Origin of the sequence: Endozoicomonas atrinae (assembly GCF_001647025.1) — a bacterium.
Lineage (GTDB): Bacteria > Pseudomonadota > Gammaproteobacteria > Pseudomonadales > Endozoicomonadaceae > Endozoicomonas > Endozoicomonas atrinae.
Map to the genome: position 1 here is coordinate 1 of NZ_LUKQ02000029.1, position 13,394 is coordinate 13,394.

The following is a 13,394-nucleotide window of genomic DNA, read 5'->3' on the forward strand; positions in this document are numbered from 1 at the left end:
ACCATTCGCACCGGAGTTAAACAGCTCAGAAAGGCTATGGGAGTGGATGCGGGAGCATGACTTATCAAACAAAGCATTTTCAGGTTATGAAAATATTGTAGATTGTTGCTGTGAAGCTTGGAATAACCTTTGCAGCGAAGCTGGTCGACTGTTCAGTCTGTGCTCCCGTGATTGGGCAGTTATACAGTAGTTAGAAAATTCAATTGGTATTAATTCAAATTGGCACATGTTTGACAAAATTACGTCATGTCTAACGTCATGAGGCTCCTGGCTACATCAGTTAGCGGAGTCTTGGGCTGTATTTTGACTTTCCGGAAAGGCCTCAGAGTCACTTATCTATACTCAGGAAATTAGAAATAACAATATCAAAAGGGTAATGCCAGGTGTAAGGCAGGGATGTATCCATGGCTTCAGAAGCTATTTCTTTTATTGTTCTGTTTGTTTCTCTTGGATTATTGATGCTGATGCAGGTGGGTTTTCTGTGTCTGGAAAGCGGGATCGTCCGATCAAAGAACAGTATTAATGTCGCCGCAAAAAATCTTATGGATCTTATGCTGGTGATTTTACTGTTCTGGATGCTTGGTTATTCGATGATGTATGGGGATTCATATTATGGGCTAATTGGCAGCTTTGTGCCGTTTTACAACACCGCTAATGATTTGTTTCTCCCCCTGTTTTTTCTTTTTCAATCGATGTTTGCCGCCACAGCTGTGACGATAGTTTCTGGCAGCGTGGCAGAAAGGTGCTCCCTTAAGGGGTACCTGGTAATTATCCTGGTAATGATCCTGTTTATATATCCGATAGTTGGGCACTGGGTCTGGGCAGGAGGGTATACAGGCCAGCCCGAAGGCTGGTTGGAAAAGGCTGGATTTTATGACTTTGCCGGCTCTTCCGTTGTGCATATAACCGGAGGAGGCGTAGCACTGGCATCGGTTCTGGTGATTGGCCCGCGAATAGGATTTTATGAGCGGCTATCAATGGGCTATACAGGCCACAATATGGTGATGACGGTACTCGGGTACCTATTTTTGTGGCTAGGCTGGTTCGGGTTTAATGGTGGCAGCGTGGTACTGAGCGATCCTGGTGAGCTGCCAATGGTTTTGTTAAATACAGCACTTGCCGGAGCAGCGGGAGGTTTTGGTGTGCTCCTTGTGGAGCTTTTCAGAGGAGACAAACTGGATATCCTGATGATTGCCAATGGCATTATTGCAGGCCTTGTAGGGGTAACAGCGGGCTGTAATATTTACTCAACAACGTCAGCAGTACTGGTTGGTTTTGGAGGTGGCATATTTTCATTTTATGCCAGCAGGTTGCTTTTCTGTTTGAAAATTGATGACCCGGTACATGCAATACCTGTGCATTTCGTTGGTGGTATCTGGGGGGCCTTGGCGGTAGCCCTGTTTGCCGATGCCAGTGCCCTCCCAGACTCTCTTAACCGATGGCAATGGTTCCTGGTGCAGCTTCAGGGGGCTGGAGTGATTGCTGTGTGGGTGGTGGCTGTCGGGTGGTTTTTATTGAAGTTCTACAACCGTCTGTTGCCGCTGCGGGTTAGTGAACATGATGAAAAAGTAGGCCTTAATATGGCTGAACATGGAGCCAGAACCGAGCTGTTTGACCTGCTTCAGGATATGAAAAGCCATCAGGACAGTGGTGACTTTTCTCAAGAGGTTCGTATTGAACCGTATACGGAGATCGGTCAGGTGGCATTTCAGTATAACCGGGTCACTCAAAGCTTTAATACTGCGCAGAAAGCCCTTCATGCCAGTATTGCAGAGCTTGAGCAGACAAGGGTTGCTCTGGATGAGGCCTGCCATAAAGCGGAGCAGGCAAGTGAGTATAAAAGTGCTTTTCTGGCCAATATGAGCCATGAGATACGCACACCTATTAATGGTGTTATCGGTATGGCGGAGATTTTGTTGTTGGAAGATATGTCAGACAAACAGCAAAGCTATATTCAAACTATCCACTCCTCGGCCAGAGGGTTGATTCATATCATTAATGATATTCTGGACTATTCAAAAATTGAGGCGGGAGAGCTGAGCCTTGAAGTTATCGAGTTTGATATTCGTCAGTTGCTTCAGGAGTGTCTTGATATTTTCAGGGTTCAGGCGGAAGAAAAGCATATTCACCTGTTCTCCAAGGTTAGCCCTGAGGTTTGCTCATCAATACACGGTGATCCAACTCGCATACGGCAGATAGTTATTAATTTGCTAAGCAATTCACTGAAATTCACTGAAAGCGGCAGTGTTAGCCTCAAGGCAGATATTGTTGCAGATGATGAGGTGAATAGACTGATTCTCTCGATTACAGATACAGGTGTTGGCATGACTGAAGAGCAGTGTGAACGAGTATTTACTGCTTTTCAGCAGGCCGATAATTCCACTGCCCGTCAATATGGGGGAACAGGTCTTGGGCTCTCCATAACCCGGCAGCTGGTTGAAATGATGGAGGGAACAATTAAGGTTAGTAGTGAAGTCGGAAAAGGAAGCTGTTTTGAGCTGTCAATTCCTGTCAGGATGTCTACACGAGCTGCTCAACCTACACGGGTAGCTGAAACCCTCTCTGTTGAGGAGACTGGCATTAGTTGTAAAGAAAATGCGGTTACCAGAGAGTGGGGCAATACTGATCGATGGATCAATACCGTCTGTAGTGATGTTCTGGTGGCAGAGGATAACCGGGTTAACCAGATGGTGATCCGAAAGTACCTGGAAAAGTTGGGTATTACAGGGCATATCCTGGAAAATGGCAGGCAGGTGGTGGATTACTGTAAAGGGCATACTCCTCAATTAATCCTGATGGATTGTGAAATGCCCGAAATGGATGGCTTGACGGCCACCAGATTGATTCGTGAACAGGGGCATCATAAGCTTCAGCCTTTGATTATCGGGTTAAGTGCGCATGCCATGAAAGATCATGAAGAGAAAGGACTTTCTGCTGGCATGGATTGGTATCTCACCAAGCCTGTCACATTGGAGCAACTTCGGTCTGCACTCCTTCAGTTTTTCAGTACTGTTCCTGAAAATAAATAATGGTGCTGTCACTGGGTGAAATCTTAAGAGTGACTCCTTATACTGAATGCTTTTCTTAACTTTGCATGGAATTCTCCCGTGGTTCCAGGAGCAAAACTGAGACTTATTTTCCATTTTATGTATTTGTTTCTCAATGTCTGATCCTGCTCTGGATATTTTAAAAAATACGTTTGGTTACCAGTCCTTTCGGGGATTCCAGCAAGAAGTGATTAATGAAGTCATTGCTGGTCGTGATGCTCTGGTATTGATGCCTACAGGGGGAGGAAAATCACTCTGTTACCAGATTCCCGCTTTGATCAGAGGTGGTACGGCAGTTGTCGTTTCCCCCCTGATCGCGTTAATGGATGACCAGATTAACAGTCTTCGGGAGTTGGGCATTCGTGCTGACTGCCTGCACTCCGCCATGATGCCGGAAGATCGGCTTCAGGTTGAGCGGGAACTTCTCATCGGTGATCTTGATTTATTGTATGTGGCTCCTGAGAGGCTCCTCACTGAGTCGATGCAGCGGCTGCTAGACCAGATTCAGGTGGCTTTGTTTGCTATTGATGAAGCGCACTGTGTCTCCCAGTGGGGGCATGATTTTCGTCCAGAGTACCTTCAACTCTCCTGTCTTCAAACCCGTTTCCCGGGAGTTCCCAGAATAGCCCTGACAGCTACGGCTGATTTAAGAACCCGTCAGGAAATCCGAGAGCGACTGGGGCTTGAGTCAGCCCGAGTCTTTACTGACAGTTTTAACCGGCCCAATATTTTTTACCGCATCAGTCAGAAAAAACAGGGCAAGCAGCAGTTACTGAACTTTCTAAATAAAGAACATCCTGAAGATTCTGGCATCGTTTATTGCCTTTCCCGTAAGAAGGTTGAACAGACTGCAGAGTGGTTGACTCAAGCAGGTCGAAAAGCGTTGCCTTACCATGCAGGGCTGTCGCCAGAAGAACGGCGTGCTAACCAGCATCGGTTCATTGCAGAAGAAGGTATCATTATTGTAGCGACTATTGCCTTTGGTATGGGGATAGATAAACCGGATGTCCGGTTTGTAGCTCACCTTGACCTACCAAGAAGTATTGAAGCCTATTACCAGGAGACTGGGCGTGCTGGGCGGGATGGTCTGCCGGCTACAGCCTGGATGGTTTATGGGCTACAGGATGTGGTACTTCTTAAACAACTTCAGGCTCGCTCCATTGCCAGTCAGCAGGTTCAGCAGATAGAACGCCAGAAACTGGAAACCATGCTGGCACTTTGTGAAGTAACCGGGTGCCGACGTCAGGTACTGCTGAATTACTTTGATGAACCATTAGATAAGCCCTGTGGCTACTGTGACCTTTGCCTGGAGCCGCCGGAAATATGGGATGGAACCGAAGTTGCCCGAAAGGCGTTGTCCTGTATTTACCGGAGTGGGCAAAGCTTCGGGGTGGCTCATCTTGTGGATGTTCTGCTGGGGAAAAGTACCGATAAAACCCGCCGCTTTGGTCATGATCGACTTAGTACCTTTGGTATTGGAACTGAGTTGGATCAAAGCAACTGGCGGTCGGTCTATCGCCAGCTGGTGGCCAGAGGTTATGTGAGTGTTGATCATGATAGTCATGGGGCTCTGAAATTGAATGAATGTTGCCGGCCACTGCTAAAAGGTGATGAGCCTATTCAGTTACGTCGTGACCGCTATGAGCCCTCCCGTAAGTATGAGAAGGAGTACCGGGAGGTTGGGCGTGTTGTTGTTGAAGAGCATGATCAGGTGCTCTGGGAGCGACTCAGGCAATTGCGGCGAAATCTTGCCGAAGAGCAGAATGTACCCGCGTATGTCATCGTGAATGATAAAACGCTAATGGAACTGGTGAAATACCGCCCCCGTACACAGTTAGAATTATCACAAATTTCAGGAATTGGTCAGTATAAGTTGGAAAAGTACGGGGATGCGTTATTAAAAGCTCTGGCTGATTACGCTTCTTCTGAATCAGCTTGAGCCCTGCCCAGGTATTTCAAAGGGGCCTTACAGGTAGTGCAGAGGTAAATGGTCCCTTTTTGTGATCGGTTATGGCGGGTTGTTCCAAGGGCAATGGTTTTTCCTTCACAGAGGCATTGGTAGAGCCAGTTTCTGCGACTGCTTCGTTTTGTATCATAGCTGTGGCAGCGGTCGGCAGGCAGTTGAAATACATGCGTCATTATGGACTGCCATTCCCGGCCATGAGCACGGATTCTTGGCCCATAGATATCATAAGCGAGTAAGTGCGCTACTTCATGAGCTACGGTCTGTTTGATGAAGTGTTCCCGGTTCTCTTTCAAAAGTACTTGGTTAAAGCGGAGTTGCCGTTTCTCGATCCAGGCCTGTCCGGCCGTTTCGCCTTTCAGATCCAAGCGAATATAGGGCCTTTGGAATGACTTATTAAAGAAACTTTCCGCTTGCCTGTATAGCTCAACAATCCTTTCTTGTAATTGATGAAGGTCTGAAATCAAAAGACTAGTCACTGTAAGACAAAAATAGAATCAAAGCATAGCGGATTACGCTTTTCTGGAAAATATCAGGCTGACAGATTTCACGTGAGTTTATATAAACCAACTGCTGAGATCTTGTGTTTAGTGGGGAATGGCGTGATTAGTAACGTGGAAAGAGATATGGCTGTTGCAGATACAGCCATATCAATAACAACCCTGATTAATAAACTTGTACGTACTCAGGTCCAACTCCCATACCCCAGAAAATAACGGTAGTGATCATAATGGACACCAGAACTACCAGACCAATACAGAGTACCGAGCTGGCATAGATAAAGCCCTGCTCTTGAGGAATCTTCATAAAAATATGTAGACCACTGTATAGAAGGTAGGCTGTGGCGGATACGGCGACGGTACCGGCAATAATTGCCAGCCAGAGTGATGGGTAGAGGCCACAGATACCAGTCAGAAAGAGAGGGTAGGCGGTATAGCAGGTAAATGCAGTGCAATCTGTTAGTGAGGGGTCGCTGTTGAAGTTGCTGCTCATCCAGTGGATAAACCAGCTCATGACTGCGACCCCGCATACCATGGCCATCCAGGCGAGGATGGACATCCACAGAGCGCTTTCAGGTGTGAGTCTAACAACATTGGTGCTCCCAGGAAGACTCCAGCCAACCATTGTCGTACCAATGTAAGTGCAGATGGCAGGTAAGGCTGCCAGCCAGATGATTTGACCAAGGTAAAGTTGGATCAGTCCGGGCGGATTCTTCCGAATGCTGATCCATTCGTTGTCAGGCTCAGTGAGCAAGCCCCAGAAATGGCTTAGGATCATAACAGTGCCTCCGTTTATTCGGCAGGGTACCAGGCCGCTTCTTCCACTGAAGTGGTGGATACTGATACTGACCGGCGGTTAACCTTTGTTATTATTATTGGCTCTCTGCAGGGATTTGCCACTGCAGAACCGCGTTAAGCCGCATATTAAGTGTTGTCATATTTTGCCTTGATTGTAAAGAAATCGGGCGTTTTTTAGTGATTTTTCTGCCTTTTCTGGCTATAAGCCTATATCCTGTTATTCATCGAGATGTTTTACTGAGGAATTCATGCTCAATAAGATTGATAAAATAATGCTGGGTGTATTACTGGCGCTGCTGGTGCTGTCTGGGGGGATTCATTGGCATCTTGTGGGGGAAAAAGCAGTAGAGCCTGAATTGCCGGTAGCTGTTGTGGTTGAAGAGGCGGAAGAGTTGCCTGTTGGGACAGTGCCGGATTTTAGCAGCATGGTTGATGTTAAGGCTAAGAAAAGTGCTTTCTTTGGTTTCTTATTGCCGATGGTCCAAAAAGAAAATGACACGATTCTACAAAATCGTCAGAGAGTCATTGCTTTATCTTCCCAGTCAGAGCTAACGGAGAATGATCAGTCATGGCTTTCTGATATGGGCAGAAAGTATCGTATGCGAGATGTTTCAGCCTTCGATGAAATATTTTTTGGGGAGTTACTGACCCGTGTTGATATGATTCCTGCGTCGCTTGCTCTGGCTCAGTCGGCTAATGAAACGGCATGGGGGACATCAAGGTTTGCCCGGCAAGGTAATAACTTCTTTGGTCAGTGGTGTTTTAGCCCAGGGTGTGGAATTGTACCGGGGGCTCGCCCGCAAGGTGAAACCTACGAAGTTCAGAAGTTTGAGGATGTTGCCGCTTCAGTCAGTGCTTACATGCATAATCTGAATACTAATCATCAATATAAGACTTTGAGGCAGCTGCGAGAGCAGAGAAGAGTTAGTAAGGAACCTGTTACAGGAGCAGATCTCGCTCATGGTTTGCAGGCATATTCCATCCGGGGTGTAGAATATGTTGAGGAGCTGCTTTCCATGATCAACAGTAATAAATTGCTGCAGTATGATTTAAATGACAAAGGTTAGTATGTGAACTGTATTTGAATAAATAATTGCCAGGGAGAAGGAATTCCCGTGACCATATCTTTTACCCATTCTGCTGCCCTTCGTTTTTGCTTTGTAGATCAATGGAGGCAAGTAAGGATATTTACTCTTTTTAGCCTTTTATTCATCCTTCCAGGCTTGACGATGGCAGCACCTGCCAGCAAATACTGGGCATATTGGGATATCAGTAATTCTGACTCTTCCGTTGTGATCAATCACCGGCTCTGGCAGGAGGTACTGGATACATACCTGGTACTTCGTCCAGATGGGAACCGCTTTCGATATAAGGATGTCAGCCAGGAAGATAGGGATAAGCTTGATAAATACATCATGGAAATGTCCTCTCTTGACCCAAGGACTTATTCTAAGGCAGAGCAGAAAGCTTATTGGATCAACTTCTATAACGCTTTAACAGTTGATCTGGTTCTCGAGCACTACCCGGTTAAATCCATTACCAAAATTGGCCCATGGTATCGCTTTGGTCCATGGGATATGGATATTACTCGAGTGGCGGGTCAAAGGCTGACGTTAAATGATATTGAGCACAGGATTCTCAGGCCGCTATGGGAAGATAGCCGTATTCATTATGCCGTTAACTGTGCCAGCATTGGTTGCCCGGATTTATCCGCAATGGTCTTTACGGCGGCAAATACAGATCAAATGCTGGATGATCTAGCCAGGCGATTTATCCGACAGGAAAAAGGTATGAGCTGGGTGGATGAAAGGCTGACTCTCTCTCGTATATATGAATGGTATGAAAAGGATTTTGTAGATCAGGAGGGGGTTGTTTTACATTTGCTCAGGTTTTCTTCTCAGGGAAATGCCCGGCGGCTCAAAAAATATACTGGTGTCATTCAGTACCAGTATGAATGGGGGTTGAATGAACTGAAGTAGTCTGCTTTGCTGCCGATCAATTTTCTTAATCAGCCCTGTAGGGGGCATGGCCCAAGGGGCTGTCGGACTTAACTGGCCAGAATGAGAGACAATCCGGGAAGCTCCCAAAGTATTATTAATGGATGGCTCCTGAATAACGATAAGAAGGAGCCATTTATGGCTAGATACTTCATTTCAGCTTTGCTCCTGTTTTTCAGTATTGCTGTGCAGGCAGTTCCATCCCCGGATCGCTGGCCATATTGGGATAAAGTTGACAACAACAGTGAGAGGGTTGTTGAACACTCTGAATGGCAGAGATTTCTTAGTCGCTACGTAAAGCTCTCTGAATCAACCAAAATGTACATGGTTGAGTATGGTCGGGTTAATAAAGAGGATAAGGAAAGGTTAGGTGCTTATCTCGAAGGTTTGGCGAAACAGGACCCAAGGAAGCTTAATCGCAGTGAGCAGCTCGCCTATTGGATTAACCTTTATAATGCACTAACCGTTAATCTGATTCTTGATTACTACCCGGTAAAGTCCATTACCAAACTGGGAAAAGGGTGGTTTCGAATGGGGCCGTGGAAGGATGAGCTTATAAAGATTGCTGGTCAAAATATCTCCCTGCATGATATTGAACACCGGATTATCCGGCCCATCTGGAATAATCCCCGGATTCACTATGCATTAAACTGCGCCAGCATAGGATGCCCTGATTTATTACCCGATGTGTATCAAGGGAGAAAGATTGACGATCAGTTGGAAGCGGCTGCCAGGTGGTTTATTAATCAGAAAAAAGGGGCTGCTTTTGTAAGTGGCCGTCTTGTGCTTTCCAGCATTTTTGATTGGTATGAAGATGATTTTATTAATGAAGATGGTGTTTTGAAAGAGATAAAGTCATATGCCAGTGGTGAGTTAAAGAGCAAATTAGAGAACTATAGAGGTCGGATCAGTTACCGCTATAATTGGAAACTGAATGAATACAGGCCGTAATAAAAGTGCTGAATGAAGCTGAAAAAGGCTGCCTTGAGACAGCCTTTTAAGATAATCAAGGCTTGAAATTGATGACCTGAACTCCGTTGTCCTTCTCAAGAATGTTGATATTACCTGAGAAGATGGTTTGATTATCGGCATGCTCATAATCCTTTCGCTCGCCACTGCGGTCAAGCTCCAGGTTTTTGAAATCAAACAGTTCTGTATCCGCCATTTGTGAAGGCGCAATATTTTGCATTGCCGTAAAAATGGACTCAATACGGCTTGGGTGCTTTCTTTCCCATTCAGACAGCATGGCCTTGATGTTCTGTCGTTGCAGGTTTTCCTGGGAGCCGCATAGGTTACAGGGGATGATTGGGAACTCCAGTTGCTCTGAGAAGCGGGTTATGTCTTTTTCCCGGCAATATGCCAGAGGGCGAATCACGATGTTGCGACCGTCGTCAGAGCGCAGCTTCGGTGGCATGGCGGACAATCTTGAACCATAGAACATATTCAGGAACATGGTTTCTACGATGTCATCCTTGTGGTGTCCAAGGGCTATCTTTGTTGCACCAATATCTTCTGCAAAAGCATACAGGGTGCCCCTTCTCAGGCGTGAGCAAAGACCGCAGGTTGTTTTACCCTCAGGTACTTTTTCTTTGACGACGGAATAAGTGTCCCGGTTGATGATGTGATACGGTACGCCTAGCCCGTCAAGATAGTCAGGCAGGATATGCTCTGGAAAACCAGGCTGTTTCTGATCCAGGTTAACAGCAATAAGCTCAAAATGGATTGGGGCGCTTTTCTGAAGGCTCATGAGGATATGCAGCATGGTATAGCTGTCTTTACCGCCCGACAGGCAAACCATAACCCGGTCGCCATTTTCGATCATATTAAAGTCTTCGATGGCTCTTCCGGTCAGACGTCTGAGTTTTTTCTGGAGTTTATTGAAACTGTATTTTTCAGAACCAGTCAGGTTGGTGGTTGTCATAGGGCCTGTGCTAGCTGTCAGTGTAAATCGGCTGATTATATCTGCCGGTTACCATTCAACCAAGTCAGTGTTTAACGGAAAGCCTGTAGTGGCAAAAGACCACTGGGCAGAAAAGATGTATTTTATTGATAGAGAATATTACGCTGACGGTATCAATGATCTACTATTTGAATTCAGGATTTCTGAAAATAATCAGTCCCCCGTAGGTTGTCATTAATATTTTTTCCGCTTTTTGCGAACTGGGATACGGTTTTTCAGTGTTGTGTTATGGTAAAGAGTGATCTTTTTACAAAACCATTCTTTATAGAATAAAAGCAGGGTTCTCCAGTATTTTTGTGCAGGGGTAGCAAAATGACAGATCATGATAAATTGCAGAAATGGTTGCTGGCTCGCAGGGATGAGCTGAATACGCGCCTGGGTAAAATAAAAAAAGATGCTTCCCGTAAAAACAGTGCAGACTGGTCTGAGCAGGCTCAGGAGCGGGAAAATGATGAAGTTATTGATGCGCTTGGGAATGAGGCGGTAATTGAACTCGGCAAAATTAACCGGGCTCTTGATCGGATGACTGAAGGGGATTATGGATTTTGCTTATCCTGTGGTAAGGAGATTCCCGTTCAGCGCCTGGAGGTTATGCCTTATGCTGACCTCTGTGTTAAATGTGCAGAAGCCAGGGGGTTATAGCGTGTATGCGGGATCACGAAGCATGCTAAGGGGCGGCTTGTCTTTACTGGTGTGTTTCGTGACCTGGTTGGTTTATCCATCTGGCTGAAGCACAATATCAGGCGGGCTTGGCTGCAGCCTGGTTAAAGTATTTTGACTCTTCGGTGGAGTTGCCTGATTCAATAATCATCTTTTGGTAACTTTCACAGAAACTCTGGATAGTTCCCGGGTTTCTGCTGTGGAATTGCTTTTGCCATAACTTGCCCATAGCGGTGATATCGTCCTGGTCGATTTTCTCTATCTTTATGCCGGATCGATGATAGATAAGCCATGCGATGGCCGTAGCGTAAACCAGGTTGGTGGCAAGTTCATGATGGGGGTGGGAAAGAAACTCTCGCTGGCTGGCCAGTCCACGAACCTTGCTCGAGAGATCGGGGTTTGGGGCAAGAAACAGATCCCAGATTTTTCTGTGCATACGTGGTGATATTTGATAAATACCAAGGGCTTGATGATTGGCAAGTTTCAGGTGAAAGCCGAGTCCAGACTCTCTTGCAGCGGTACCAAGGAGCAGGTTTTCAGCAGTAGGGCTCCACATGCCCAGATGCTTGAGTGCTGGGCGAACAACATAGTGCCTCAGTTCCTTGGCACAGATTCCCATATGAAAAGTCCTTTTTTCTGGGGAAGTATCTTCCGGCTGAGGGCTTCTGAGCCTGCCGGACAGGATCATGGAGCCGACTCTGGAAAATAGGCATCGGCTCTATGAGAGATATCGTATCATCCCTGAAATTCTGAACTGATGATAAGCCTATTCGCCTTCAAAATTGCACAGGGTATAGGTTGGAATGCCTGCTGCGTTCAGCTTGTCGGCACCCTTGAGATCGGGCAGATTAATGATGGCAGCGGCTTCCAGAGTGCTGGCTCCGGCTTTACGGACCAGCTGATCAGCTGCCAGCAGTGTGCCTCCTGTGGCGATAAGGTCATCCATCAACAGGATTTTTTCACCGGCATTGATTGTGTCTTCATGCATTTCCAGCACTGCTTTTCCATACTCAAGGTCATACTCTACGCAGATGGTTTTTCCAGGTAGTTTACCTTTCTTGCGGAACAGTACCAGTGGCTTGTTCAGAATATAGGCCAGTGTTGAGCCAAGCAGGAAACCGCGGGCATCCAGAGCACCAATGCGATCAAAAGTCTGGTTCTCATAACGCTGAACCAAGACATCGACGGTCTTGCGCCATGCTTCCGGGTTTTCAAACAGCGTGGTGATATCCCTGAACAGGATGCCTTCATGAGGCCAGTCCGGTATGGTTCTGATTTGGGATTGCAGATATTCCTGAACGGATAAGCTTTCGTTTGTATGCATGGGAGAGAGCATGCCGCTATCAGTCAATGGGATAAAAGGAAAAAGCCACCTCAAAGGGTAGCTTCTTTAGGGAATAAAGTCAGGCGCTGGTGGCAATCTGGTTTGGCTCCAGCGTTTTTCCGCCGGCCAGTGCGCAGAGCTCAACAGAGTTGCGAATTTCGATTTCCTTACCCACGGCTGAGATTAGGCCATTCTTCTGGAAGCGGGTGAATACTCGACTCACCGTTTCTACAGCCAGTCCCAGGTAGTTTCCCATTTCATTTCTCGACATGGAGAGTCGGAACGACTGGGAAGAAAAACCACGACGACGAAAACGGCTAGCCAGATTGATCAGAAACGTGGCAATACGCTCGTCTGCGTTTTTCTTGGAGAGCAGCATCATCATTTGCTGGTCTTCACGGATACGTTTGCTCATCAGGCGCATCAGATGCCGACGAAGTTCTGGAAACTGATCTGAAAGGGTTTCCAGTTGTTCGAAAGGAATCTCGCAGATCATGGTGGTTTCCATTGCCTGGGCTGAAACCGGATAGGTGTCGGTATCCATGCCGCTCAGGCCAAGAATTTCGCTGGGCAGGTAAAATCCGGTGATTTGTTCCTCACCTTCATTGGTAGCCGTGTAGGTTTTAATAGCCCCTGAGCGAACAGCAAAAACACTGGTGAAGGGGTCGCCTTCCAGAAACAGGTGTTCGCCTTTTTTCAAAGGACGCCCACGCTTGATGATGTGATCCAGCTGATCAATATCCTTAATGCTTAGTGCCAGTGGCAGGCACAATGAGCTGAGGCTGCAGTCTCTGCAGGCCACATGGCTCGGCTGTCGGACGTTGGGCTTTGACGTCATTGAGAGGCCTCAAAGTCGTATTTGCGAAATTCGACACCATTTTATGGAAAGTGTTACCGGACTGTAAATCAGGTATATACGCAACTGGGCAGACCTAAAGTAGGGGTTTAGTGCTGCTTCAGCAGGGCGTCATAATCTGCGGATGTTCCGATGAGCTTTCATCTGCTGTGTCGTCTATCCAGCTCAGGGCTGACCCTGATAATAGTACCGGTCATTGCTCCTGGTGGTTGTATGTCTTTATCCCTGGAAAATCAATCTGACGTTGTCTTGTGTCACAGGATTGAATTTTCGTTCATGATATTTGACT

Annotated in this window: 12 protein-coding genes and 1 pseudogene; 7 read left to right on the plus strand and 6 right to left on the minus strand. The window is 46.6% G+C overall.

The genetic code is table 11. The features are described from left to right. The 3 genes and pseudogenes from AK963_RS35115 to recQ form a co-directional block, all read left to right on the plus strand. A pseudogene (locus AK963_RS35115) lies at nt 1-190 on the plus strand (IS630 family transposase); the annotation flags it as partial. A gap of 214 nt (nt 191-404) precedes the next feature. Then, nucleotides 405-3,029 carry an ammonium transporter gene (gene amt, locus AK963_RS06050; protein ID WP_066014568.1) on the plus strand — a complete coding sequence of 875 codons (2,625 nt, stop codon included), beginning with the start codon at nt 405-407 and terminating at the stop codon, nt 3,027-3,029. A 133-nt stretch (nt 3,030-3,162) separates the two neighbouring features. Then, entirely contained in the window at nt 3,163-4,986 is a 1,824-nt protein-coding gene (recQ, locus tag AK963_RS06055) for a DNA helicase RecQ (RefSeq protein ID WP_066014569.1), read from the plus strand. Here recQ and AK963_RS06060 read toward each other — a convergent pair. Continuing rightward, complete coding sequence (locus AK963_RS06060) at nt 4,962-5,489, minus strand: SprT family zinc-dependent metalloprotease (protein WP_139117269.1); 528 nt, start codon at nt 5,487-5,489, stop codon at nt 4,962-4,964. The two genes, recQ and AK963_RS06060, sit on opposite strands and share 25 nt — an antisense overlap. A 187-nt stretch (nt 5,490-5,676) precedes the next feature. After that, the gene (locus tag AK963_RS06065) at nt 5,677-6,288 is read right to left on the minus strand and encodes a Yip1 family protein (protein ID WP_238593653.1); all 612 of its coding nucleotides are present in this window, start codon (nt 6,286-6,288) and stop codon (nt 5,677-5,679) included. A 268-nt stretch (nt 6,289-6,556) separates the two neighbouring features. On the opposite strand from AK963_RS06065, the gene AK963_RS06070 reads away from it, so the two are divergent. The 3 genes from AK963_RS06070 (at nt 6,557) to AK963_RS06080 (ending at nt 9,256) form a co-directional block, all read left to right on the plus strand. Further along, nucleotides 6,557-7,375 carry a glucosaminidase domain-containing protein gene (locus AK963_RS06070; protein ID WP_083232496.1) on the plus strand — a complete coding sequence of 273 codons (819 nt, stop codon included), beginning with the start codon at nt 6,557-6,559 and terminating at the stop codon, nt 7,373-7,375. Nucleotides 7,376-7,537: 162 nt separating this feature from the next. Further along, nucleotides 7,538-8,287 (plus strand): DUF547 domain-containing protein, encoded by a 750-nt coding sequence (locus tag AK963_RS06075; RefSeq protein ID WP_083232497.1) that lies wholly within the window; start codon nt 7,538-7,540, stop codon nt 8,285-8,287. 156 nt (nt 8,288-8,443) lie between these two features. Further along, nucleotides 8,444-9,256 carry a DUF547 domain-containing protein gene (locus AK963_RS06080; RefSeq protein WP_066014600.1) on the plus strand — a complete coding sequence of 271 codons (813 nt, stop codon included), beginning with the start codon at nt 8,444-8,446 and terminating at the stop codon, nt 9,254-9,256. A gap of 55 nt (nt 9,257-9,311) precedes the next feature. Here the strand turns inward: AK963_RS06080 and ttcA are convergent, their stop codons facing one another. Continuing rightward, nucleotides 9,312-10,226 carry a tRNA 2-thiocytidine(32) synthetase TtcA gene (ttcA, locus tag AK963_RS06085; RefSeq protein WP_066014570.1) on the minus strand — a complete coding sequence of 305 codons (915 nt, stop codon included), beginning with the start codon at nt 10,224-10,226 and terminating at the stop codon, nt 9,312-9,314. 351 nt (nt 10,227-10,577) lie between these two features. Between ttcA and AK963_RS06095 the strand changes: the two genes are divergently transcribed. After that, nucleotides 10,578-10,907 carry a TraR/DksA family transcriptional regulator gene (locus AK963_RS06095; RefSeq protein ID WP_066014572.1) on the plus strand — a complete coding sequence of 110 codons (330 nt, stop codon included), beginning with the start codon at nt 10,578-10,580 and terminating at the stop codon, nt 10,905-10,907. Nucleotides 10,908-11,004: 97 nt separating this feature from the next. Here AK963_RS06095 and AK963_RS06100 read toward each other — a convergent pair whose 3' ends face one another. The 3 genes from AK963_RS06100 to fnr all read right to left on the minus strand — a co-directional run bounded on the left by AK963_RS06100 (nt 11,005) and on the right by fnr (nt 13,087). Beyond that, on the minus strand, nt 11,005-11,544 hold the full coding sequence (locus AK963_RS06100; protein WP_066014601.1) for a hypothetical protein: 540 nt from the start codon (nt 11,542-11,544) through the stop codon (nt 11,005-11,007). A 147-nt stretch (nt 11,545-11,691) separates the two neighbouring features. Next, the gene (locus AK963_RS06105; protein ID WP_066014602.1) at nt 11,692-12,249 is read right to left on the minus strand and encodes an adenine phosphoribosyltransferase; all 558 of its coding nucleotides are present in this window, start codon (nt 12,247-12,249) and stop codon (nt 11,692-11,694) included. A 79-nt stretch (nt 12,250-12,328) separates the two neighbouring features. Further along, nucleotides 12,329-13,087, minus strand: coding sequence for a fumarate/nitrate reduction transcriptional regulator Fnr (gene fnr, locus AK963_RS06110; protein WP_066014573.1), 759 nt, complete (start codon nt 13,085-13,087; stop codon nt 12,329-12,331). Nucleotides 13,088-13,394: the final 307 nt, after the last annotated feature.

What these genes read in the sequence shown, in the direction of transcription:
- amt (WP_066014568.1), top strand. Translation starts at nt 405, where the DNA reads ATGGCTTCAGAAGCTATTTCTTTTATTGTTCTGTTTGTTTCTCTTGGA.
- recQ (WP_066014569.1), top strand. Translation starts at nt 3,163, where the DNA reads ATGTCTGATCCTGCTCTGGATATTTTAAAAAATACGTTTGGTTACCAG.
- AK963_RS06065 (WP_238593653.1), bottom strand. Translation starts at nt 6,288, where the DNA reads ATGATCCTAAGCCATTTCTGGGGCTTGCTCACTGAGCCTGACAACGAA.
- AK963_RS06070 (WP_083232496.1), top strand. Translation starts at nt 6,557, where the DNA reads ATGCTCAATAAGATTGATAAAATAATGCTGGGTGTATTACTGGCGCTG.
- AK963_RS06075 (WP_083232497.1), top strand. Translation starts at nt 7,538, where the DNA reads ATGGCAGCACCTGCCAGCAAATACTGGGCATATTGGGATATCAGTAAT.
- AK963_RS06080 (WP_066014600.1), top strand. Translation starts at nt 8,444, where the DNA reads ATGGCTAGATACTTCATTTCAGCTTTGCTCCTGTTTTTCAGTATTGCT.
- ttcA (WP_066014570.1), bottom strand. Translation starts at nt 10,226, where the DNA reads ATGACAACCACCAACCTGACTGGTTCTGAAAAATACAGTTTCAATAAA.
- AK963_RS06095 (WP_066014572.1), top strand. Translation starts at nt 10,578, where the DNA reads ATGACAGATCATGATAAATTGCAGAAATGGTTGCTGGCTCGCAGGGAT.
- AK963_RS06100 (WP_066014601.1), bottom strand. Translation starts at nt 11,544, where the DNA reads ATGGGAATCTGTGCCAAGGAACTGAGGCACTATGTTGTTCGCCCAGCA.
- AK963_RS06105 (WP_066014602.1), bottom strand. Translation starts at nt 12,249, where the DNA reads ATGCATACAAACGAAAGCTTATCCGTTCAGGAATATCTGCAATCCCAA.
- fnr (WP_066014573.1), bottom strand. Translation starts at nt 13,087, where the DNA reads ATGACGTCAAAGCCCAACGTCCGACAGCCGAGCCATGTGGCCTGCAGA.